This is a genomic window from Thiomicrorhabdus immobilis, assembly GCF_021654855.1.
Taxonomy (GTDB): domain Bacteria; phylum Pseudomonadota; class Gammaproteobacteria; order Thiomicrospirales; family Thiomicrospiraceae; genus Thiomicrorhabdus; species Thiomicrorhabdus immobilis.
In genome coordinates, this window is the sequence record NZ_AP024202.1 from 2,155,693 (window position 1) to 2,180,361 (window position 24,669).

General features: G+C 44.5%; 12 protein-coding genes and 1 tRNA gene. 10 read left to right on the top strand and 3 right to left on the bottom strand.

Annotated elements, in window-relative coordinates; all coding sequences use genetic code 11:
- The first annotated feature begins 84 nt into the window (after positions 1–84).
- The 5 genes from L6421_RS09825 to hemH all read left to right on the top strand — a co-directional run bounded on the left by L6421_RS09825 (position 85) and on the right by hemH (position 14,528).
- On the top strand, positions 85–1,443 hold the full coding sequence (locus L6421_RS09825; RefSeq protein WP_237261620.1) for a TolC family protein: 1,359 nt from the start codon (positions 85–87) through the stop codon (positions 1,441–1,443).
- A gap of 21 nt (positions 1,444–1,464) precedes the next feature.
- Positions 1,465–10,116 (top strand): beta strand repeat-containing protein, encoded by an 8,652-nt coding sequence (locus tag L6421_RS09830; protein WP_237261621.1) that lies wholly within the window; start codon positions 1,465–1,467, stop codon positions 10,114–10,116.
- A 159-nt stretch (positions 10,117–10,275) separates the two neighbouring features.
- Entirely contained in the window at positions 10,276–12,927 is a 2,652-nt protein-coding gene (locus L6421_RS09835; RefSeq protein ID WP_237261622.1) for a tetratricopeptide repeat-containing sulfotransferase family protein, read from the top strand.
- A gap of 263 nt (positions 12,928–13,190) precedes the next feature.
- Positions 13,191–13,267 (top strand) — tRNA-Arg (locus L6421_RS09840).
- A gap of 142 nt (positions 13,268–13,409) precedes the next feature.
- The gene (gene hemH / locus L6421_RS09845; protein WP_237261623.1) at positions 13,410–14,528 is read left to right on the top strand and encodes a ferrochelatase; all 1,119 of its coding nucleotides are present in this window, start codon (positions 13,410–13,412) and stop codon (positions 14,526–14,528) included.
- Between the two features lie 72 nt (positions 14,529–14,600).
- Here the strand turns inward: hemH and folM are convergent, their stop codons facing one another.
- The gene (gene folM, locus L6421_RS09850) at positions 14,601–15,329 is read right to left on the bottom strand and encodes a dihydromonapterin reductase (RefSeq protein ID WP_237261624.1); all 729 of its coding nucleotides are present in this window, start codon (positions 15,327–15,329) and stop codon (positions 14,601–14,603) included.
- 383 nt (positions 15,330–15,712) lie between these two features.
- On the opposite strand from folM, the gene L6421_RS09855 reads away from it, so the two are divergent.
- The 3 genes from L6421_RS09855 (at position 15,713) to folE2 (ending at position 19,315) form a co-directional block, all read left to right on the top strand.
- Positions 15,713–17,059 (top strand): FAD-dependent oxidoreductase, encoded by a 1,347-nt coding sequence (locus L6421_RS09855; RefSeq protein ID WP_237261625.1) that lies wholly within the window; start codon positions 15,713–15,715, stop codon positions 17,057–17,059.
- Between the two features lie 33 nt (positions 17,060–17,092).
- Positions 17,093–18,187, top strand: coding sequence for a CobW family GTP-binding protein (locus L6421_RS09860; RefSeq protein ID WP_237261626.1), 1,095 nt, complete (start codon positions 17,093–17,095; stop codon positions 18,185–18,187).
- Between the two features lie 177 nt (positions 18,188–18,364).
- Positions 18,365–19,315 carry a GTP cyclohydrolase FolE2 gene (folE2, locus tag L6421_RS09865; protein ID WP_237261627.1) on the top strand — a complete coding sequence of 317 codons (951 nt, stop codon included), beginning with the start codon at positions 18,365–18,367 and terminating at the stop codon, positions 19,313–19,315.
- 378 nt (positions 19,316–19,693) lie between these two features.
- On the opposite strand, the gene L6421_RS09870 is transcribed toward folE2, so the two are convergent.
- Both L6421_RS09870 and L6421_RS09875 read right to left on the bottom strand, forming a co-directional pair.
- Positions 19,694–20,776: an MBL fold metallo-hydrolase gene (locus L6421_RS09870; RefSeq protein ID WP_237261628.1), complete on the bottom strand. Its 1,083-nt coding sequence runs from the start codon at positions 20,774–20,776 to the stop codon at positions 19,694–19,696.
- A 60-nt stretch (positions 20,777–20,836) separates the two neighbouring features.
- Positions 20,837–21,940: an AI-2E family transporter gene (locus L6421_RS09875; protein WP_237261629.1), complete on the bottom strand. Its 1,104-nt coding sequence runs from the start codon at positions 21,938–21,940 to the stop codon at positions 20,837–20,839.
- Between the two features lie 45 nt (positions 21,941–21,985).
- Here L6421_RS09875 and ppnN point away from each other — a divergent pair, with 45 nt between their 5' ends.
- Both ppnN and L6421_RS09885 read left to right on the top strand, forming a co-directional pair.
- Positions 21,986–23,356 (top strand): nucleotide 5'-monophosphate nucleosidase PpnN, encoded by a 1,371-nt coding sequence (ppnN, locus tag L6421_RS09880; RefSeq protein WP_237261630.1) that lies wholly within the window; start codon positions 21,986–21,988, stop codon positions 23,354–23,356.
- Positions 23,357–23,435: 79 nt separating this feature from the next.
- A complete protein-coding gene (locus tag L6421_RS09885) occupies positions 23,436–24,668 on the top strand; it encodes a DEAD/DEAH box helicase (RefSeq protein ID WP_237261631.1) in 1,233 nt (410 codons plus the stop codon).
- Position 24,669: the final 1 nt, after the last annotated feature.

Here is a 24,669-nt window from a genome sequence, read left to right on the forward strand (position 1 = left end):
ATGCGTCATTCCTTTTAATAGTAAAAAAATAAACGACACAAAGTTCTAAACACGACTAATTTAAACTGTCAGCATGCGTCAGCTTTGAAAAAAAAATATTGCTATCCTCTTCCAAAAACCCCATCTAAAACTTTAATTGTACCTAAAAACTATGGATTACCTTTCATGATGCCACGTACGCTATCTATCTCTGTTGCCCTTGCTTTATTTTCTTCGACTATTTTTGCAGATTCAAACGCAAAATACTCTGAATTGCTAGAACAACACAATCTCGTTCAATCTGCCCAAGAAAACCTAAAATCGGCGCAATCTAATGTCGATGTTGAGAAAAGTGGATGGTATCCAGAGTTTCGAGTAGGTCTTGAGGCAGGACGAGATAATTATGAACGCGATAATTCGCCAAATAGTCATTTAGACACACACCAAGTTTCTGCCAGCATCAACCAATTGTTGTGGGATTTTGGCGCAGTTAATTCGTCAATCAATCACGCAGAAAGTAAGGTCAATCGAGCAGAATCTGAGCTAGACCGCCAAAAACAATATCTTATTCTTGCTGGACTAGAAGCCGAACTTAATCTCTATAAGGCTCTTAAGATTCTCGAGTTTGCGCATAAATCTGAAGACAATATCAAACAACAAACGAAACTCGAATCAACTCGAATAGACGCTGGACAAGGTTATACCACTGACTTACTGCAAGCAAAAACACAATTAGCCGCAGCACAAGCTCGCAGAGTGTTCGCAGAGGGTGGACTGGCCCAAGCGAAAAATCGCTATGCCGCCGTTTTTGGTCACGAAACAGCTGTACAAATGGCTACCGATTCTTTACCCAAATTAAACATTACAGTACCAAATGAACTAAAAAGTGCACTTGAAAAAGCAATGGCCAACAATCCTGATATTCAAGTTAGTCAAGCAGACCTGGCCATTCTCAATGCAGAAGTCATAAAAACGAGCAAAGCTGAATGGATGCCTAAAATACAACTCAGAGCCGAACATATTAATAGCCACAATCCAGATGGAATTGAGCAAGAACGTCTCCAAAACAATATTGTAGTTCGTATGGATTGGCGTTTTAATACTGGGTTGAGAGCAAATCATGCAGAAGATTCAGTGAAAGCCAAAGCACGTGCTGCCACCCAGCAAGTAAAAAATAAAAGAATTCAAACCATTGAAGATACGCGTAACGCTTGGACACAGTTATTAACATCACAAACCCGTTTATCCTATTTAACCAATCAAGTTGAGCTTTCAGAACGTTTTCTTGAGTTGGCGCGTAAAGAACGCGAATTGGGTAAACGCTCTTTACTTGATGTATTGAATGGTGAAACTCAATTAATCAACGCTCAAAGTGATGTCGCGGCAGCGCAAACAGACCTGAAAATTTCACAACTCCAACTGATGTTGCAAATGGGTCAACTGACACTTGATGTATTCAAATAATTTTTTGAGGAAAAATCTTCCATGAAACAGAATGACATACAAATCATTATTGAGACAACAAAAGAAGCTCTTTTGAATGAAGACTCACCTCAATTCAATATTGATACAATTGAGGCTCTATTAAATGGGCAGCTAAATGATTTGGCTCTGAGTTCAGAACAGATTTCTCAAATTCAATCTCTTCTTTTTAAAGCCCTAGAGTCTTATCAACAAGGGCTTTCACAAGGGACAAGCATTGACCAACTACTACAAACCTTGCAGAGCGATTTTGAGTCCGAATTAAAGGACTTGTTCAACCCTCTTAATCAACCCAGTTCGGATAATCTAAGAGTTACCACGTCTGATATTGAAAAACCACAAAATCCTTTTACAGAAAATTCACCCGAACTCGATAAACCATTGATATTGAAACAACTTAGCTCTGCAATCCGCACAGAGTTAGTCGATCAAAGTCAAATACAAAAACCAGAATTGGTAAATCAAAGCGCTACTAAACCCGAGCTGGTAAATGTTTCGAGCCTTGACGTAGAAATAACATCAGGAATCACAAACGAAATAGAAGAAGAGGGTTATACTCCAGCAATTCCTGCGACCCCTTCCCTAAGATTCGAAGATGTAGGCGTGTCTGGTACAGATGGTCTGCTAAACAACCCAATAATTGAGGTGATTGGCATCGAACAAGGTGCAAACTGGGAGTACAGCCTTGATGCAGGACTAACATGGCAAGAAGGTACGGCAACGAGCTTCGAACTTCAACAAGACGGCATATATGAAGTTAACCAAATCCAAGTACGTCAAACCTCAGCTGAAGGCTCACTGAGTGCTATTGGTTCAAACCAACAACCTATTCACCTAGAAACCATTCCAGTCACCATCGAATCGGTCATTGTGTCAGATACGGCCTTGAAGGTCGGCGATACCGCGACTTTGACGATTACCTTCAGTGAAGCGGTCACCGACTTCGATAACACCGATATCACTTTGGCCAACGGCACCTTGACCGCAGTCGCAAGTAACGATGGCGGCATCACTTGGACGGCGACCTTCACTCCAACCGATGACATCGAAGATGCGAGCAACATCATCACCGTTGGTACAACCCTGACCGACCTGGCTGGCAATGCACCGTTGGCCTCGTTGGATTCAGCGAACTACACCATCGATACTACTGAGCCAGTAATCAATTCAGTGACTTTATCGGATACGGCCTTGAAGGTCGGCGATACCGCGACTTTGACTATTACCTTCAGTGAAGCGGTCACCGACTTCGATAACACCGATATCACTTTGGCCAACGGCACCTTGACCGCGGTCGCGAGTAACAATGGCGGCATCACTTGGACGGCGACCTTCACTCCAACCGATGACATCGAAGATGCGAGCAACATCATCACCGTTGGTACAACCCTGACCGACCTGGCTGGCAATGCACCGTTGGCCTCGTTGGATTCAGCGAACTACACCATCGATACTACTGAGCCAGTAATCAATTCAGTGACTTTATCGGATACGGCCTTGAAGGTCGGCGATACCGCGACTTTGACTATTACCTTCAGTGAAGCGGTCACCGACTTCGATAACACCGATATCACTTTGGCCAACGGCACCTTGACCGCGGTCGCGAGTAACAATGGCGGCATCACTTGGACGGCGACCTTCACTCCAACCGATGACATCGAAGATGCGAGCAACATCATCACCGTTGGTACAACCCTGACCGACCTGGCTGGCAATGCACCGTTGGCCTCGTTGGATTCAGCGAACTACACCATCGATACTACTGAGCCAGTAATCAATTCAGTGACTTTATCGGATACGGCCTTGAAGGTCGGCGATACCGCGACTTTGACGATTACCTTCAGTGAAGCGGTCACCGACTTCGATAACACCGATATCACTTTGGCCAACGGCACCTTGACCGCAGTCGCAAGTAACGATGGCGGCATCACTTGGACGGCGACCTTCACTCCAACCGATGACATCGAAGATGCGAGCAACATCATCACCGTTGGTACAACCCTGACCGACCTGGCTGGCAATGCGCCTTTGGCCTTGTTGGATTCAGCGAACTACACCATCGATACTACTGAGCCAGTAATCAATTCAGTGACTTTATCGGATACGGCCTTGAAGGTCGGCGATACCGCGACTTTGACTATTACCTTCAGTGAAGCGGTCACCGACTTCGATAACACCGATATCACTTTGGCCAACGGCACCTTGACCGCGGTCGCGAGTAACAATGGCGGCATCACTTGGACGGCGACCTTCACTCCAACCGATGACATCGAAGATGCGAGCAACATCATCACCGTTGGTACAACCCTGACGGACTTGGCTGGCAATGCGCCTTTGGCCTCGTTGGATTCAGCGAACTACACCATCGATACTACTGAGCCAGTAATCAATTCAGTGACTTTATCGGATACGGCCTTGAAGGTCGGCGATACCGCGACTTTGACTATTACCTTCAGTGAAGCGGTCACCGACTTCGATAACACCGATATCACTTTGGCCAACGGCACCTTGACCGCAGTCGCAAGTAACGATGGCGGCATCACTTGGACGGCGACCTTCACTCCAACCGATGACATCGAAGATGCGAGCAACATCATCACCGTTGGTACAACCCTGACCGACCTGGCTGGCAATGCACCGTTGGCCTCGTTGGATTCAGCGAACTACACCATCGATACTACTGAGCCAGTAATCAATTCAGTGACTTTATCGGATACGGCCTTGAAGGTCGGCGATACCGCGACTTTGACGATTACCTTCAGTGAAGCGGTCACCGACTTCGATAACACCGATATCACTTTGGCCAACGGCACCTTGACCGCAGTCGCAAGTAACGATGGCGGCATCACTTGGACGGCGACCTTCACTCCAACCGATGACATCGAAGATGCGAGCAACATCATCACCGTTGGTACAACCCTGACCGACCTGGCTGGCAATGCACCGTTGGCCTCGTTGGATTCAGCGAACTACACCATCGATACTACTGAGCCAGTAATCAATTCAGTGACTTTATCGGATACGGCCTTGAAGGTCGGCGATACCGCGACTTTGACTATTACCTTCAGTGAAGCGGTCACCGACTTCGATAACACCGATATCACTTTGGCCAACGGCACCTTGACCGCGGTCGCGAGTAACAATGGCGGCATCACTTGGACGGCGACCTTCACTCCAACCGATGACATCGAAGATGCGAGCAACATCATCACCGTTGGTACAACCCTGACCGACCTGGCTGGCAATGCACCGTTGGCCTCGTTGGATTCAGCGAACTACACCATCGATACTACTGAGCCAGTAATCAATTCAGTGACTTTATCGGATACGGCCTTGAAGGTCGGCGATACCGCGACTTTGACGATTACCTTCAGTGAAGCGGTCACCGACTTCGATAACACCGATATCACTTTGGCCAACGGCACCTTGACCGCAGTCGCAAGTAACGATGGCGGCATCACTTGGACGGCGACCTTCACTCCAACCGATGACATCGAAGATGCGAGCAACATCATCACCGTTGGTACAACCCTGACCGACCTGGCTGGCAATGCACCGTTGGCCTCGTTGGATTCAGCGAACTACACCATCGATACTACTGAGCCAGTAATCAATTCAGTGACTTTATCGGATACGGCCTTGAAGGTCGGCGATACCGCGACTTTGACTATTACCTTCAGTGAAGCGGTCACCGACTTCGATAACACCGATATCACTCTGGCCAACGGCACCTTGACCGCAGTCGCAAGTAACGATGGCGGCATCACTTGGACGGCGACCTTCACTCCAACCGATGACATCGAAGATGCGAGCAACATCATCACCGTTGGTACAACCCTGACCGACCTGGCTGGCAATGCACCGTTGGCCTCGTTGGATTCAGCGAACTACACCATCGATACTACTGAGCCAGTAATCAATTCAGTGACTTTATCGGATACGGCCTTGAAGGTCGGCGATACCGCGACTTTGACTATTACCTTCAGTGAAGCGGTCACCGACTTCGATAACACCGATATCACTCTGGCCAACGGCACCTTGACCGCGGTCGCGAGTAACGATGGCGGCATCACTTGGACGGCGACCTTCACTCCAACCGATGACATCGAAGATGCGAGCAACATCATCACCGTTGGTACAACCCTGACGGACTTGGCTGGCAATGCGCCTTTGGCCTCGTTGGATTCAGCGAACTACACCATCGATACTACTGAGCCAGTAATCAATTCAGTGATCTTATCGGATACGGCCTTGAAGGTCGGCGATACCGCGACTTTGACTATTACCTTCAGTGAAGCGGTCACCGACTTCGATAACACCGATATCACTCTGGCCAACGGCACCTTGACCGCGGTCGCAAGTAACGATGGCGGCATCACTTGGACGGCGACCTTCACTCCAACCGATGACATCGAAGATGCGAGCAACATCATCACCGTTGGTACAACCCTGACCGACTTGGCTGGCAATGCGCCTTTGGCCTCGTTGGATTCAGCGAACTACACCATCGATACTACTGAGCCAGTAATCAATTCAGTGACTTTATCGGATACGGCCTTGAAGGTCGGCGATACCGCGACTTTGACTATTACCTTCAGTGAAGCGGTCACCGACTTCGATAACACCGATATCACTTTGGCCAACGGCACCTTGACCGCAGTCGCAAGTAACGATGGCGGCATCACTTGGACGGCGACCTTCACTCCAACCGATGACATCGAAGATGCGAGCAACATCATCACCGTTGGTACAACCCTGACCGACCTGGCTGGCAATGCGCCTTTGGCCTCGTTGGATTCAGCGAACTACACCATCGATACTACTGAGCCAGTAATCAATTCAGTGACTTTATCGGATACGGCCTTGAAGGTCGGCGATACCGCGACTTTGACTATTACCTTCAGTGAAGCGGTCACCGACTTCGATAACACCGATATCACTTTGGCCAACGGCACCTTGACCGCGGTCGCGAGTAACAATGGCGGCATCACTTGGACGGCGACCTTCACTCCAACCGATGACATCGAAGATGCGAGCAACATCATCACCGTTGGTACAACCCTGACGGACTTGGCTGGCAATGCGCCTTTGGCCTCGTTGGATTCAGCGAACTACACCATCGATACTACTGAGCCAGTGATTAATTCGGTGGCATTAACTGCTCAAACTGGTGCGCAAAATAATTATTTGAATGCAGGTGATACCATCACCGCGACAGTTACTTTCAGTGAAGCAGTCATTGTAGATATAACCAATGGAATACCGACCTTAACTTTAGATATTGGTGGGACTTTGGTTCAAGCAAGCTATACCAGTGGTTCCAGTTCAACACATCTGTTATTCACCTACACAATACAGGCAAATCAAACGGATTCTAATGGGATTAGTATTCCAGAAAATGCCCTTTCACTGAATACTGGAACGATTTCAGATTTTGCGGGAAATCCAGCAAGCCTAACGCACTCGTTGGTCACAGACAACCCCATCTATATGGTCGATACCACAGGTGACGGTACAGGTTCGACATTCTCATTAAATACAGACACGGGGAGTGATAATTCAGACAGCATTACATCAAACGGTCAAATCGACGTTGTTTTTGACAGTGCTATCACTAACTGGGAATACTCTACGGATGGTGGAGTTACATGGACTGATGGGACTGGTACTGGCACCGCTGTCAACTTCACTCTAAATGAAGGAACTTATGATATTAATGATATCCAGGTTCGTGAAAAAGGGGTGACCACTGATGCGGCAGGTAATGAAGGGAAAATCAGTACTAATGACGTTCAAATTATCATTGACCAAACGCCATCAACAACAACCATCTCTAGTGTTTCTCTCAGTAACGATACTGGCTATAGTAGTACCGATGAAATTACCAATACTTCTAGCCAAACGATTAGTGCAACTTTGAGTAGTGTACTAGATACGGGGGATATTCTTTATGGTTCTGTTGATAATGGCAGTACATGGATAGATATCACCAGTAAAGTGACAGATACCACTCTTAATTGGGATGGTGCAACCTTGTCTGGAAGCAGTTCAATTGTCTTCAAAATTGAAGATTCCGCTGGTAATGAAGCAGGCAATCTAGGCTTAACACCTTATATCATTGATACAACCACACCATCAGGCACGCTTCTAAATGCATCTGAACAAATTTATCAGATGGTTAAACTAGATGTGCCTGGTACAGAATTTGGTAATATTTACAATCCACAAATCGCCACCAGTAGCTTGGATGACAGCTATGCTGTAACTTGGTATGGAAACCCTACCAGTAATGCCAACTCACAAATCTATGTACAAATATTTAATGCGGATGGCTCTATTACAGGAAATAGCATAACGACATTTGGGGACGTGGAATTCACTACTAACTACGACTCATATGTCCAGATCACATCTATTGGCACAGTAGGTGAATACGCTATTGCGTGGTACGGGCAAGACAATACTTCAAGTTATAATGATTACAGTATCTTTGTGCAACGACTCAATGCAAATGGCGAGGCTATTGGGTCAGCGGTGAAACTTGAAGCAACTAATCAAACCTTTCGTGCTGATCAATATCCACAAATCACCTCTGTTGGCACGGATGGAAGTTATGTCGTCACCTGGCAAGGTGTACGTGAATCGAGCACCTTGAATTCTATTTATGTCCAACAGTTTAATGCGGATGGCACGACTACAGGCAACATCCCTGTAGAACTTCAAGGAGATGGTAGTATTGGAAACTATCTTTTTCCACAAATCACGGCCATCGGAACGGTGGGGGAATACGCCGTTACCTGGTATGGACGTGATGCGGATGGTGACGATAGTATCTATGTACAGCAATTCAATACGGATGGTACTACAACAGGTCATACAGTGGTAAAACTTGAAGCTTCAGACAATACAGCTGGAAACGACCAAAAACCTCAAATCACGCCTGTTGGTACTGATGGAAGTTATGCGGTGACCTGGCAAGGTGCAGACGGTGATGATGGTACCTTAAGTATTTATGTACAGCAGTTCAATGCGGATGGTACTACAACAGGTAATGCCATAGTAAAACTTGAGGCTTCCGATCAGACAGCTGGAAACGATCAATTACCCCAAATCACCACCATCGGCACTAATGGGAATTATGTCGTTACATGGTTTGGTCATAATGCTGACTTTAACACTAGTATCTATATACAAAGGTTCAATCCAGACGGCACCGTTTTGGGCGATACGGTAAAACTTGATCCTTTTGATAAAAATAATGGGGCAGACTCTAATCCACAAGTTACTTCTATTGGCAGTGACGGTAGTTTCGTTGTAACTTGGTCTGGTGAAGACATTAATGGTGATAACAGCATCTATCTACAAAAATTTAGTGCTGATGGAGTTTCTACTGGTGACATGATTAAACTCGAAGCGCCTGGATATATTTCAGGAGGTGATGTTAACCCTCAAATCACTTCAGTTGGTTCTGATGGAGGTTTTATTGTCACATGGAATGGTCAAATAACCTCTGGACCTACTGGTAGCATTTATGTGCAACAGTTCTTTGCGGATGGCAGTACTGAACAGATTAACCCAGACTACACCAACAATAGTGGTAGTGTGGAGGTTCAGAGTAGCGAAACTGGCAGAGCATATCTAGTTAACAGTGTCCATAATGTGACAAGTATTGCTAGTATCGAAGCTCTCGCTGATGACCAATGGAATAGTGTGGACATCACTATAGCAGATACCAGCTCTAATCTTCCGGCAACGGGTCTAGCCGAAGGTAATTACTATCTCTATGTTGCTGATACAGCAGGAAATTTATCAAACAAGGTGGAAGGTACGGTTATTGTTGATAATACAGTTCCAACGCTTACAATCACGGACGACACAGTTGGTACTGCCACCGGCGATGTCACCTATACTTTTTCCTTTAGTGAAGCGGTGACAGGTTTTACTGTGGATGATGTCCTTGTTTCCAACGGAAGCAAAGCTACCAATTTTGCCAGCGGTAGTGATGGTGATAGCATCTATACACTGGTGGTGACTCCAGACAACAATAGTATTTCGAATATGACGGTGAATATTTCTGAGAATGTCGCAACTGATGTAGCAGGGAACTTCAATACAGCCGCAGAACCTAATGTACAGGCTGTGGACACGACTCCTGAAGACGTTGTCTTTGACCTTGTCAATGGCGTGTCGAGCTCTATTGATGGCAGTCGCAGTTTTGAAGCCAACATCTCGTATAATATTTATCTAATGGTGGATTCTAATACAGGACTTCTGGCGGACACCATTAATCAATGGAATGGTGCGAACCAACTTGGCAGTGACGATACAATCATATTGGTTGGTAGCGGCTCAGCTATTCTTGGTGATACCAGCATTGCTGTGACTCGTGGAGCTATGCATAACATTGGAACCTTTTATGAATGGGGAACAGGCTTTACATTCACAATAGGTGGCAATCTTAATACGAGCATGGTCGATGTTGCGGGTATTGTTAGACAGAATGGTCGTTTTGAGAGAGACGGTCCTGGAAATGATGATTTTATTACATGGGTGGATTACATTTCTTCGCTTTCTAATCTTAACTTTTCATTTGTGAACACTCTGCCAACGAGTGTAGCGGTGCCTACACCAGATAGCTCTAGTGCATCCTTTTAATTCTGATTTCCTATAAAACGTGCCACATGTTTGATCAAACTCAGATTTGAAACAGGTAGATGGTTTGTTACTTCACATAAATTATGTGAAGTAACAAACTGCTTATTGTCACGAACTCTGAATATCAATCGTCATCTCAAATAATATCTATGGACTTAAATGAACCTTTCCGATTTAAGACTTCTTGCCGAACAATTAGATTTTCAAGACTTCAAGAGCCAAACTCAAAGCTTGTGGATTAAATCCGAGTCTCAAAATGTACTTCCATTACTCTCGTTAAGCTATATCCATGAGGGGAAATTCGCGCTCGCACATAAATATTTCAAACAAGCATTAAATATATCCGACTCATTCGACAACTCGATAAAGTTAGATTTAGCAGGTGTTGCTTTAGCTCTTCACCAGCCTGAAGAAGCCAAAGCCTTACTGCAACCATTGTTAGCAGATGAACCAAGTAATGCGATTGCTTTGGCTCGGATGGCACAAGTAGTTCGCCTAGAAGGTGACCTAGAGTCTGCCTTGAACATGCTAATGAAATCCGTTGCACTACAACCCAATCGATTGATTAGCCGCTCTAATCTTATTGCGTTATTACTAGAACTAAAAAAACTTGAACAAGCTCAAATTGAAATTACAAAATTCACTGAAAGCTTCCATCTAAACACTGAATTATCTGATTCGGCTAAACAGCGTTTTAATAAGTTATTCCACGAGTACCAATTACGCTTGTGGGTGTTGAATGAAAACTTTTCTCAAGCCGAGCACTGGTTAGGAAATATGAAAGTCGAATTTATTCTGGAAAATAAAGAAAATAAGGAAAATCTTAATACACCTAAAGCATTAATTGATTATTTTAATATTGTAACCGTTTATGCGCGGGTACTTGCTGAATATGGTTTTTTCCCCCAAGCATCCGAGTTTTTAAAAGATACGATTCAAGATTATCAATTAATACCTGATTCTTTGGTTTTAAAACTGCTGTTTGTCGAACTGGCCGAATTACAAGGCAATCACATGCAAGCTCAGATCGTGTTGGAACAAGCAATCAAACAAAATGAAGACAATATCGATTTATGGATAAAGCTGGCTAGTATTCAGTTAGCTGAAGACAGCTCTAAGGCAATCCAAGCAACAGAGAAAGCATGGGAAATACTTGTAGCCAAACGTTCAGAAGAACAGGTTTCGGAAGATTGGATAACACTTTATGAACTCAAGATAAAAAGCACCCTTGCCAGTGCAAAACTCAAAGCCGAGGACTATGCTTCAGCTCAAGAGTTATTTGAAGAAGTCCTCGCTCAAAATCCTTATTTTGTACCTGCTATACATGCATATGCCCAGCAGAAAATGCAGACTGGACAAATTGAAGAAGCGATTGAGTTATTTGAACGGCTCAAACAATGGGATCCAGTTGCAGGGTACTCGGCACTAATTAACGCCAGAAAGTTTCCCGAAGATAAAAATACGCTTGAGAAAATAGCCCAAGCGGCTCAACGACCTTTTCTAGCTAATGATGTGAAAAGTTATCTGTTATTTCAATTAGCCCTAGCCTGGGAAAAACGTAAAGATTATGACAAAGCATTTGAATTTGTTAAACAGGCGAATGACACCAGTTTGAAGTTACTCAAATACGAACCCAAGCAACATCGCAATTACTGCGCCCGGATACGTATTGCCTTTTCCAAATCCTTGTATGAATCACGAGGACATTATGGCTCAGATTCTGAGCTGCCTGTATTTGTTGTCGGTATGCCTCGGTCTGGCACTACGTTGGTTGAACAGATTCTTGCTAGTCATAGCGAAATCTTTGGTGCTGGAGAACTAGGCGTTATCCCACAGCGCATTCATGGACTGAACAGATGGGAACGCCATGTCGGCTCTGGCCGAAGATATCCAGACATCATTGATGACCTATCAGCAGAAGTCACAACGGGGATTGCCGAAGGCATTTTGGGAGAAATGCAAGCTCATGCACCTCATGCCAAACACATTGTGGATAAATTGCCACATAACTTTGAAAATATCGGATTGATTAAGTTTCTATTTCCTAATGCTCGAATAATTTCTGTACGCCGTGACCCCCGCGATATTGCCATATCGAATTATTTTACCAACTATCAAGCTAAACACGGCGGCATGGGCTTTGCCTATGATTTAACGAATATTGGTGAACAGCTTGCAGATCATAACCTTTTGATGCATCACTGGCACAAGGTTTTTCCTGATGAAATACTAGAGGTGCAATATGAAGCGCTTGTAGAAAACCCAGAACAGGAAGCGCGTCGAATGTTGCAATATATTGGTGTTGAATGGGAAGACCAAGTATTGAATTTTAACAAACTTGATCGCCCTGTGAAAACAGCCAGTGTTTGGCAAGTTCGTCAGCCAATCTATAAAACCGCCAAAGAAAAATGGCGCCATTATGAACGCTATTTACGACCATTGATTAAAGGAACCAATGCCAAAATAGAATGGGATCCAATAGAAGACATGATTACCCTCCCTGAAGCGGGCATAATCAATAAAGCTGCTGATTTTTATGAAAACAATCAGTTGGCTGACGCGGAATATGAGTTCAAAAAGATCCTTCATCATAATCCTAGTCATGCAACGGCCAATGGTATGATTGGCGTGATTTATGCACGTGCCAATCTTATTCATGAAGCAATACCTTTTATGGAAAAGGCCTATCAACAGCAACCATGGAAAAAATACTGGAAAGAGAACCTTATTCGAGCTTATGAGAAAACAAATCAATATGATAAAGCTGATGAAATTAAGGCCTCTACGAATGAAGAATTTACCCCAAACTAATTTTTACGCAAGATATGCCGCCTAGAAACATGAAAATTCCAACTTAATTTGACGAAGCCCTTCGGAAAATGGACGGAGCGTTTGAAAATAATTCCCCGGAGCGCTACGCCAAAGACATATTCCATACCCAAAACAGGACAGCTGTCGCATTTTTTAGGATTTTTATGACTCCATAGTTGGTATGACACTGTTACCAATTTTTTAAATTTTGAAAAATCATTTTAAGAATGCCCGCAAAGCCTTATAATACGGGCTCAAAATTCGCGCTTGTAGCTCAGTTGGATAGAGCGTCCCCCTCCGGAGGGGAAGGCCGGGGGTTCGACTCCTCTCAAGCGCACCATCTCTGTTTTCACCCATCTCAAAATAAATACATCTAAAAGCTAGGCTATATTCAGTCTATTTCAATATCCGCTCCACAAGCCTTTCGCTTTATTCTAAAATAGCTTTTTATCGATTTTTAAAGTTCTAAAAAGGATTCTTTTGTGCAATATCAAGGTATTCAAAATTTCACGCATGGTGCGGACAGCGCAACAGGAGTATTACTCACAAATCTTGGTACGCCGGATGCGCCGACCAAAGAGGCTTTGAAACCTTATCTAAAAGAGTTCCTGATGGATCCAAGAGTGGTTGAACCCCCTCCGGCTCGATGGTTATGGCGTTTGATTTTGAATGGCATCATCCTCAATACCAGGCCTGCCAAATCTGCCGAAGCCTATGCCACGGTTTGGGATAGCGAGGGAGAAGGTGCGCCACTATTGAACATCGCGCAAAGACAACTGGATGCGGTGGCTGAACGAGTCCGCCCCCACTTTGCCGGTAGAGTGGAGTTTGCTTTAGGAATGCGTTATGGCAACCCCTCCATTGCCAGCGCACTTAAAGAGCTTCAGGACAAAGGATGTCAGCGTATCGTGGTATTACCGCTATATCCTCAATATGCCGCGGCAACGACCGCATCTACTTTTGATGCGGTCAGCAGTGAATTACAGACCTGGCGCTGGCTACCGGAATTACGTTTCATCAATAAATACCATCGTCACCCAGGTTACATCAAGGCGCTTGCCAATAGCATTAGAGAACACCAAGCGATTCATGGAAAACCCCAATTATTGGTCATGTCCTATCACGGAGTTCCGCAACGTTATCTAGACAACGGCGACCCCTACCACTGTGAATGCCATGTGACATCCCGCTTAGTGGCAGAAGAGCTTGGACTATCTAAAGACGAATATAAAGTCACGTTCCAGTCGCTTTTTGGTAAGGAAGAGTGGATTAAACCCTACACCGATGCCACCATGAAATCGTTACCAGGCGAAGGCATTAAAGATATTCAAGTTATTTGCCCTGGCTTTTCGGCGGACTGTTTGGAAACCATTGAAGAGATTGGTGAAGAGAACCGTGAGTATTTTGAAGAAGCCGGCGGCGAGAAGTTCAGTTACATCACCTGCTTAAACGACCGCGCCGACCATGCCGATGCCCTAGCCGATTTGGTATTGCAACATACCCAAGGTTGGTATGAACGCGATGAATTCCATGCTGAGAAAGATGAAAAAGAACGTTTAACGGTTAAGAACAACGCCAAAGCGATGGGCTGTCCTTTTTAAAGTTTATCACCATACATCTCTTGCCTGTTTCGATATCGATTGTCCGATTATCGTGCTAACAGGCAAAACCCACTACAATAAGTGCCTGCCACCGTCCAACTGCAATATAGTTCCGGTGGTATAACTGCTGTTCATCAAATACTCTACCGCCTGCCAAACCACGATTGCCCCAGGTTCGATCGGCAAAGCCGCCTGCGCTAAACGCTTCTGTTTATAGACATCGCTATCACCCTTATTAAATTGGATCAAGGCCGGGGCAATGTCATTCACCTTAATATCCGGTGCAAACTTCTTGGCAAACCCCTGGCTTAGCGTTTGCAATGCGGCCTTACTGGCAAGATAGGCGATATGAGAATCGGCAACACGGCTCACACTGTAATCGGATAACGAAATGATGTCTTTGTGTCGACTGCTGGAGGCCAACAAAAGTGGATGCAAATGTTCATTCAAATAACTTGGCACCTCAACATGCACTTTAAATAAATCAGCATATTCAGCCGATAATGCGGGAGCCTGTGCATCGCTTAACCATACAGAGGCATTATGGATTAGCGCCCGTAAACTTTTGACATGCGTTTTTACCTCTTCCACCAGGCCTGGTAAGTTTTTTGAATCGCTGAAATCGACTGGAATTGCAATCGCACCTAAAGCAATCAACTCCTCGACTTCGGAGCGCGGGGTTCGATAAGTAAACACAACCGGAAAATCAGTTTGACTTAAAAATTGGCGAACCAAATAAGCGCCGATACGCTGACCTCCACCGGTAATCAACACTGCATTTTCTAATCGCTTTGAACTCATTTATCCACCTTAAAAAAACCTATGATAATCCACCTTATGGTTATCATCACCAAATTAAATCGCCTGCCAAGACTATTGTAACGATTTTAAAGACCCATAATTGTAAGACCTATAATTGTACGACTTCAAGGCAATCAAAAAACAGCAAACCTTAAATAAAAATTTAACTACCAATAATACGTACTACAATAGAGTTTTTCACTTACTTTCAAATGAATATTAACTATTAGGACTCAAACGAGCTCTGAACAAAAAACACTTATTAAACATTATCTTATTCTTTTATATATGAATTATTTCGACCCCATATTAATATTTTTTATATAATAACGGGCTCGCAAATATTTTTTGAACTTGAACGTAAATTTAGAGATACAGAACAAATGAAAAATCGTACTTTCGATGTTGTGATTGTTGGCGGTGGAATTTCCGGAAGCGCCCTAACCTATATGCTGTCTAAGTATAGCAATGTCGGTTCTGTTGCCATGCTAGAGAAATATGGTTCCTTAGCACCATTAAACTCGCATGCGCGCTCTAATAGCCAAACGTTACACTGTGGCGACATTGAAACGAACTACACGCTAGAAAAAGCCAAACTGGTTAAACAGCAAGCCAATATGATTGTGCATTACGCTGACCAGGTAGAGAAGAACGACTTTTTGTACAAGTTTCCAAAGATGATTTTGGCCGTAGGTGAAGATGAGTGTGAAAGACTGGAAAAACGTCATCACGAATTTGCGGAAGCCTTCCCTTACATGGAACTTTGGGACGCGGAACGCATCGCTGAAGTTGAGCCCGCCGTAGCATTGATTGATGGCAAACCTCGCCCTGAAAAAATCATTGCATCTGGCTGCACCGATGAATATTCGGCGGTTAACTACGGCAACCTTTCAAAATCTTTTATCAACAGCGCACGCAATACCAGCACTGAGATTAATGTCTCTCTGAGCTGTGAAGTGGAAAAAATCGCCAAGTTTGATGACCACTACGAACTGACCACTCCGCAAGGTACTTTTTTAGCCACGTTTGTGGTGGTTTCAGCCGGAGCACATAGCTTATTGCTCGCCAATCAACTTGGTCATGGTATGGATATGTCAATCCTACCAATGGGTGGAAGTTTCTACTATGTGCCGAAGATATTGAACGGTAAAGTGTACACCATGCAAAACGATAAACTGCCGTTTGCCGCTCTGCATGGCGATCCGGATTTGATTGAACTGGATAAAACCCGACTTGGGCCAACGGCTTTAGTGCTACCTAAACTGGAGCGTTATACCGGCGGAACCTATTGGGATTTCTGGAAGAGTCTAAAGCTCGACTTTAAAGTGATTAAAGTCTTCTGGGACTTAATGAAAGACAGCACGATTCGTAACTATATCTTTAGAAATTTCATGTTTGAAGTCCCGATACTTCGTCAAAAACTGTTTGCCAAAGATGCCAGTAAAATCATCCCAAGCTTAAAGCCGGAAGGTTTAGAGTATGCCTCGGGAATTGGCGGCTTACGCCCTCAAGTCATCGATAAAACCACCATGCAACTCAAACTGGGTGAAGCGAGCATCGTGCCTGAAAATGAAAACCTCATCTTCAATATGACACCTTCTCCAGGCGCGACAACCTGTTTGGGCAACGCTTATCGTGATGCACAGATTATTGCCGAACGCCTTGGCATCGAGTTAAACAGAGAAGCGATAGTCAATGAACTGTTAGGTGGTACCGACATCCCTCGCTAAGAGGTTGAGCGGTTCACCAAGGCTCTTATACAAATGCACACGCCACTTCCCGTTCACCTTATAACAGGCCTCCTTGGAAGTGGCAAAACCACCTGTTTAAAACAGCTTATTACGCAAAAACCCGCTACTGAAAACTGGCTGGTTATTATCAATGAATTTGGCGAAGTCGATATTGATGCCAGCCATCTTTCCAGCCTAGATCATCCGCAAAACGCCCTGAATATCCAAGCCGTATCCGGGGGTTGCATCTGCTGTACCGCGCAAATCGGTTTGGTCAGCACCATCAACCAACAATTAACCCGGAGCAAAGATTCAGAGCAAGCTTTCGACCGAATCTGGATTGAACCAACCGGCCTGGGTCATCCTGCTAAAATCATTGATGCATTGCAAAACAGCCAGTTCGCACAACCGCTGGCTTTACAAAAGATAGTCTGCGTGATCACCCCACAACAGCTAACCCAAGAACGCTGGCAAAAATCGACGGTTATGCGTGATCTGGTCACACTGGCCGATACAATAATCCTAAACAAAACTGACCTAAGTGATGATGCGGCCCTAAGCCAAGCCTTGCATATCTTGCAGCAATGTTACCCGCCTAAAACCGACATCACCCAAACTCAAAACGGGGTCATCGCGCTCGATGGATTACTGCAACCACCAACCAAAAAGCCTTTTTGCATTCTAACGCACCCGCAAAAACAGCCTTGCAAACTCGCTCCAAACCATCTCAACATGGACAGTCATCAACACCAAAGCACCAACTCTCAGCTAAGTTACCCCTCAAGGATAACGGCAACCAAACACTGTTTTATCAGTGAAAACCAACAATCCAAAGGCCGCGAGTTACTCAGCATGGGCTGGATATGGAATGCTGACGTTCAATTTAACCGAGTGCTCCTTAAACGCTTTTTTGAACAGATCGCGCCGAGTTTAATCCGCGCCAAAGGCATTATAAAAACGGGCAAAGAGTGGCAATTGATCAACTGGAGTGACGGCCAGCTTAAATTTGAAGATATTGCCTGGCGACAAGATAGTCGTTTAGAGTGTCTATTTGATGAGAGTCAGAACAATAAGCTTGATGCCGAAACCGTAGAAACCTGGCTGATCGAGAGCATCCACCATTTTTAAGTCGCTCCGGTCATTCCACATTGATAATTTCAAACATTATTTTGATTAACCCAGCAATCTACTCAATTATTTGATAAAATCGCCAATCACTTTTTAATAATTTTCAGTTAGTTATACAGATAGTAACGCTAAATTCAGCTTATCTTTAAAAACTCACTCAAAGACGAAGGAAATTGCATGACAAAGCACATGCCCGATATCGCTTGCCAGCCTCATCACGGTCCACAAGGAAAACTAAACTGGGTAGGAATGAGCGGAATAGAACTGCCGATTCTGATTCAACAAGGTTTAGACAAAGATGAAATCGTTAAACTCTCATCCCAAGCACAAGCTTATGTAGATTTAAACGACCCAGAAAGTAAAGGGATTCATATGTCCCGTTTGTATCTACATTTAGATCAAATGGCCAGCAATGAGCCTCTTACTTCAAACCGTGTTAAAGCTATTTTAGAAGCCTTTATAGACTCTCACCAAGGTTTGAGTACACAGGCATTTGTTGAGTTTAAATTTGACTACTATGAACGTCGTAACTCACTGTTAAGTGACAACAGTGGCTGGAAACACTATCCAGCAACCATCCGCGGCGAAATGCGCAAAGGCCAGTTTAGTTGTGAACTCTCAATTGAAGTGCCTTACTCTTCAACTTGCCCTTGTTCTGCAGCACTTTCACGCCAGTTGATTCAAGAAGCGTTTGAAAAGCAATTTGCTAATCAAGAGATGGATTACCAAACCGTTTTAGAATGGCTTGGCACCCCAGAAGGGATTTGTGCAACACCGCATAGCCAGCGCTCTTACGCACAAGTGAAAGTGAAGGTAAGCGAGTCAAATAATTTGGCGATTTCTCGCATTATCAACCAAATCGAAAACGCGCTGCAAACGCCGGTTCAAGCGGTTGTAAAACGTGAAGATGAACAAGAATTTGCACGTTTGAATGCTTCAAACTTGATGTTCTGTGAAGACGCCAGCCGTCGTTTACAAGAAGCGTTTGATAACAATGCCGAATACCTAGACTTCTGGATTAGAGTCAATCACCTGGAAAGCCTACACCCTCACGATGCTGTGGCGATAGTGACCAAAGGTCTGGAAAATGGCTACATTGACGATCCAAACCTGATGGATCCGATGTAAACATTACACAGAGCCATTAAAAAAAGCCGATTTAAGATAGATTCTTAAATCGGCTTTTTTTGTATTTAAACAATCTCACCAGGCCTGGTATAACCTAAAGATTAACCACGAAGTCACTAAGACATGAAGTTTTTAAGAGCACCAGGATTTGGATGATTATTTGGCGGGAGTTCAAGGCAAGTTAAAGTGAGGTTTAGTAACACTGTACAAGTATGAGCCTAACAAAGAAGCCTCCAAAATAACGGCAATCAACAAAACTCAAAACCGTATCAGGATTTGGGAGATTATTTGGCGGGAGTTCAAGGCAAGTTAAAGCGAAGTTTAGTAAAACTAAACAAGCTTTAACTTAACGCAGAAATCACCCAAATAAGCCCCAAATCAGAAATAACCGTTATTGATTTCGTTATAAATCCTTCTCGCATTATTCTTCGCTGCCTGGTCGAATACCGGTCTATCCTTGTACATACTCTGGTCCACGGCTTCAGCTTGCTCTACATCGCCACCAGCTTCAATGACTTTTTTCACCTCTTTCTGCAGGTAACGGAAGTAATCGTAGGTCTGCTTTTTGATGGTGGCCATATCGGTTGGTGTACCATGTCCTGGAATCACTTTTGCGTCAACGGGAATCACTTTCATCATCTTTTCAAATGAGTTCATCCAATCAAAACTGTTGGTGTAATTAAACATCACCGGCATACGCTCGTTAAAGGCTAAATCCCCGGATAAGAACAGCTTGCGGCTAGGAATATAGACACTGGTTGAGGCGGGAGTATGTCCTGGGCCGAAATCAATAAGTTCAAAGGTTTCTCCACCACCCACATCGACGGTCATCTTGCCGTCGAAAGTGGTGAATTTATCCGTTACATTTCGACAAGGACGCGTTAACAACGGTCCTATACGTTCACCCCATTGCCTAACTTCTTTTTCAAAGGCGCGGTTGAAAATATCATTAGCCTGTGCACTGGAATAAAGGTTTTTAACACCGACATCTACCCAGTAACTCGAACCCAAATAGGCGTGGCCTTGGTTGTTTTCAACGGCCAACCATTTAACGGGTTTATCGGTAATACGTTTGATTTGTTGATGTGCACTGTAGGCAATGGCAGGGTTAGCTCCCGCATTAAAAACAAACACGCCATCTTTGAAAATAATGAAGGAGATATTATTGTTTAAACCGAAGTTTGACGGGTTATGCCAAATTTGACTACCAACGATGGTATAGACTCCATCCATCACTTTAACCGCTTTTGGTAGCGGCAACTCATCGCCGATATAACCTTGTTTTTTGATGACACTATTGGTGTCGGCAACATAGGCTTCGGTTGCATGGGTGGAGATTTCATCACCCATGGCCTTCAGTTCTTGAGCCCAAGCCTCAAAACCTTCAACATAGAGGTCTTCTTGAGCGGATGCAGTGAATGTTAAACTTGATAAAATAGCTGTTAGCAATATTTTTTTCATAATCGTCAACCTCCTAAAAGAGTCATCAATCATACCACTATCAAACCGCCAAGCTCATCACTAAGTTCTATCAAGCGTATGAGAATTTTTATGCTCGTAAACATCAAAAATAGTGATGGCCATAGCGGCAATTACAGGCCCAAAAAACAGTCCAATCACACCAAAATGAATCAGTCCTGCAAAAGTGGACAACACCGTGATAAGTGTGTGGTTTGCGACCTTGAGCCCCTCACCAGCCACACCCAAGCTATTGGTGAGTCGGTTGATCATCAAAGGTCGCATGATGTTGTCAATCACAAAACCGGTAATGACAACACCCCAAAATGCGATTATGGCTGCAGTGACATAATCGCCTTGAGCGACCGAGAAAATCACGATAGGAATCCAAACTAGAGCCGCACCCACCACCGGAATAAAAGAGGTCACGGCAATCGCCATGCCGATAAACAGGCCGGGTAACCCTAAAAACCAAGAAACCAAAGCGAATGACACACCCTGCATCACCGCAATCCCCACCACACTCAAGGTTAAAACCGTTGATAACGATGCAAACCGATTCATTATCATCAGGTCATAGTAGTTTTCCAAAGGCGACAGGATTTTTATATGATGCGCAATCGCACGCCCATCACGATAAAAGAAAAACAGAGCAAATACCGACAAACCGATAAACGTCACAAATGACGAGGTTGTTCCCAAAATGCCTTCCAATAAAAACACGGTGGCTTGTTGGACAAAGCCCAGAATCTTTTGTGAGTGCTCTTTTAGCTGCATTAAAGCACTCTGTTGGGCAGATTCACTAATCGGCAGATGGTTCAAAATGGCTTGGTTCAATTTGGTGAAACTTTCGGCATCCTGCGAATTCAACCAGGCCTGGGCACTGCCATAAAGCCCCCCTACCTGCAAACTGACCTCGACCAATAAATAGGTCACCGGCGCAATGACACCTAAAAAGACCAGCGCACTCATAATTGAAGCGGCCATGGTTTCCGAACGCTTGCAATGCGGCAATAACCGCTGATACCCCTTATAACTTGCGGTAGCTAAGATCATCGCAAAAAACAGTGCTTCCAGAAAAGGCGAGAATAACCAGACGATTCCAACTAAGGCCAGAATCAACAAAATGATTAAAAAACCTTCCTCATGAGGACGATTGTCACGCATAATAAACCCCATAATTTATGCTAAAAATAATGAGTGTACACTACCATGAATACCGATATAGCTGAAGTCATTATTCGCCCAGAAGGTTCCCTACAAATTTTATCCTACCAAGAAGCGCAACAACTTTGCGACGCCTCCGATGTAGGTTTGAATGATATCTTGATGCGCTGTGCATTGGCCGTGCTCAACACGGGATCGGAAGCCGACAATGAACTGGCACTGCTTGAAAGATATCCCAATTTTTCGATCGACGTTACGGTTAAAGGGCGTGGTGTACAACTAATCATCAAAAACGCACCCCGTCATGCCTTTGTGGACAACAGCCTCATTATCGGTTTAAAGGAGCACCTTTTCGCGGTGATTCGCGACCTGATTTATTCACGCAATGAAGTGTTATATAGTAAAAAAATCGATCTCAATACCGCTCATGGAATCACCAATGCGGTGTTTCATATTGCTCGTAATGCCCAATTGATGAAACCCAATGTGTTACCTAATATCGTGGTCTGCTGGGGCGGGCATTCGATTCCCGAGTCGGAATATAACTACAGTAAACACCTAGGTTATGAACTGGGGCTACGTAACCTGGATATTTGTACCGGTTGTGGCCCTGGGGTAATGAAAGGCCCAATGAAAGGTGCGATTTTAGGACATGGCAAACAACGCTATAAGCAAGGCCGCTACATCGGCATGACCGAACCAGGCATTATCGCGGCTGAAGCGCCCAATGCCTTTGTCAGTGAACTTTGCATTATGCCGGACATTGAAAAACGTCTCGAAGCGTTTGTGCGCATTGGTCACGGAATCATTATCTTCCCCGGTGGTCCAGGCACAATGGAAGAACTGCTGTATCTTTTGAGCATCCTGCTTCATCCCGCCAATAAAGAGTTGACCTTACCGGTGGTGTTGACGGGTAATGGCACAAGCACGGAATACTTCAACGGCATCATGCAGTTTTTAAACGCCACTTTAGGCTCAGCGGCAACCGACAAGCTCAAACTGATTATCAATCACCCTCGTGATGTCGCCAGTTATATGAAAGAACAGATGGAATTGGTTAGACAAGACCGTAAAGCGAGTAGTGATGCCTACTATTACAACTGGCGTTTAACCTTGGAATTGGAACATCAGCAGCCATTCATTCCAAATCACAAAAACATGGCCAAGCTCAGTCTACACAAAGATCAACCGGTTCATCTTTTAGCCAGTCAGCTACGTAAAGCCTTTTCAGGCATCGTGGCAGGGAATGTCAAAGCCGAAGGCATAAAAGAGATTCAGCGCCACGGACCGTTTGACTTACACGGCGATAAAGAAATCATGCAAGCGATGGATACACTGCTTGAGAGTTTTGTGGCACAAAAACGTATGAAACTAGACACCAGTGAATACCAACCTTGTTATAAAATACACAAATAATTTATTCACGCTATTAAGCAAGCCATTTTCCCTTAAGTGAAGAGGGAACGGCCATCACCTGATATTGATTGAGATTCGCATGACATTTGAAGAATTGGATTTAGACCCTGTACTGCTCTCTGCCATTGAGCAGCAAAAATACCATAAGCCAACACCTGTACAAGAAGCGGCTATTCCAATTTTGATGGAGCGCCAGGATATACTTGCAGGCGCCGCTACCGGTACAGGAAAGACCGCCGCATTTGTTCTACCAGCTCTACAATACCTTTTGGAAGAACCTCAGCGCAGCAACCAACCTCGTGTTTTGATTCTTGCGCCCACCCGTGAACTTGCCTTTCAGATTCACAAGGTAGTCAAACAGCTTGGTACCCATTGCGATTTCCCATCGGTCATCATCACCGGTGGTTTCAAAATGAGCCAGCAAATGGAGCACTTAAGACAGCCTTGCGATATCTTAGTAGCGACCCCGGGGCGTTTAGCTAAAATCATGGAAGAGGATGCGGTTGATTTATCGAACATTGAAATACTGATTATCGATGAAGCCGACCGTATGCTGGATATGGGGCAAGGCCCAACGGTTCGTGCGTTGATTGAAGCGATTCCGGGAGACTTCCAGGCGGGATTGTTCTCAGCGACCTTAAGTGGTTCAGGGATTGAAAAATTCGCCGCTGAAATCTTAGACAACCCACAAGTGGTACAAATCGACGCGCCAAACCAAAAATCGCAACAAGTCCAACAGCTCGTTTATCTGGCAAATGACAAGGCTCACAAGCAAGCTTTACTGACTAATATCCTACTGGACGCAAGCTGCCAAAGCGCCATCGTTTTCTGCAACAAAAAAGAACGTGCCATTGAAATCACCGAGTTTTTACAATCGCAAAACCTCTCCGCCCAAGTCCTACATGGCGACTTCATCCAAGCCGTACGTATGGAAAAAATGCAGAAGTTCCAAAGCGGCAAAATCAAAATCCTAGTGGCGACGGATGTAGCGGCTCGTGGACTGGATATGCTGAATATCACCCATGTCATCAACTACGACATGCCTTTCCGTGGTGATATCTACATTCACCGTATTGGCCGCACCGGGCGCGCACAACAGGTCGGGGTGGCCATCAATCTGGTAGAGCGTCATGACTTGGTGAATCTGGAACGGATTGAATACCACTTACAACAGAAGTTACCGGTAGAAAAAATTGCTGGCTTAGAGCCTAACTTCACCATGAAAGATGCGCTTAAAAAGGCGACAACTAAGAAAAAGCCGAAGAAAACGGCTAAAAAAACCACTAAGAAAGCGGTTAAAAAGAAACGCTAAA

Excerpts from the sequence above, each read along its gene's own strand:
- L6421_RS09830 (WP_237261621.1), top strand. The coding sequence starts at position 1,465 with ATGAAACAGAATGACATACAAATCATTATTGAGACAACAAAAGAAGCT.
- L6421_RS09835 (WP_237261622.1), top strand. The coding sequence starts at position 10,276 with ATGAACCTTTCCGATTTAAGACTTCTTGCCGAACAATTAGATTTTCAA.
- folM (WP_237261624.1), bottom strand. The coding sequence starts at position 15,329 with ATGAGTTCAAAGCGATTAGAAAATGCAGTGTTGATTACCGGTGGAGGT.
- L6421_RS09855 (WP_237261625.1), top strand. The coding sequence starts at position 15,713 with ATGAAAAATCGTACTTTCGATGTTGTGATTGTTGGCGGTGGAATTTCC.
- L6421_RS09860 (WP_237261626.1), top strand. The coding sequence starts at position 17,093 with ATGCACACGCCACTTCCCGTTCACCTTATAACAGGCCTCCTTGGAAGT.
- folE2 (WP_237261627.1), top strand. The coding sequence starts at position 18,365 with ATGACAAAGCACATGCCCGATATCGCTTGCCAGCCTCATCACGGTCCA.
- L6421_RS09870 (WP_237261628.1), bottom strand. The coding sequence starts at position 20,776 with ATGAAAAAAATATTGCTAACAGCTATTTTATCAAGTTTAACATTCACT.
- L6421_RS09875 (WP_237261629.1), bottom strand. The coding sequence starts at position 21,940 with ATGCGTGACAATCGTCCTCATGAGGAAGGTTTTTTAATCATTTTGTTG.
- ppnN (WP_237261630.1), top strand. The coding sequence starts at position 21,986 with ATGAATACCGATATAGCTGAAGTCATTATTCGCCCAGAAGGTTCCCTA.
- L6421_RS09885 (WP_237261631.1), top strand. The coding sequence starts at position 23,436 with ATGACATTTGAAGAATTGGATTTAGACCCTGTACTGCTCTCTGCCATT.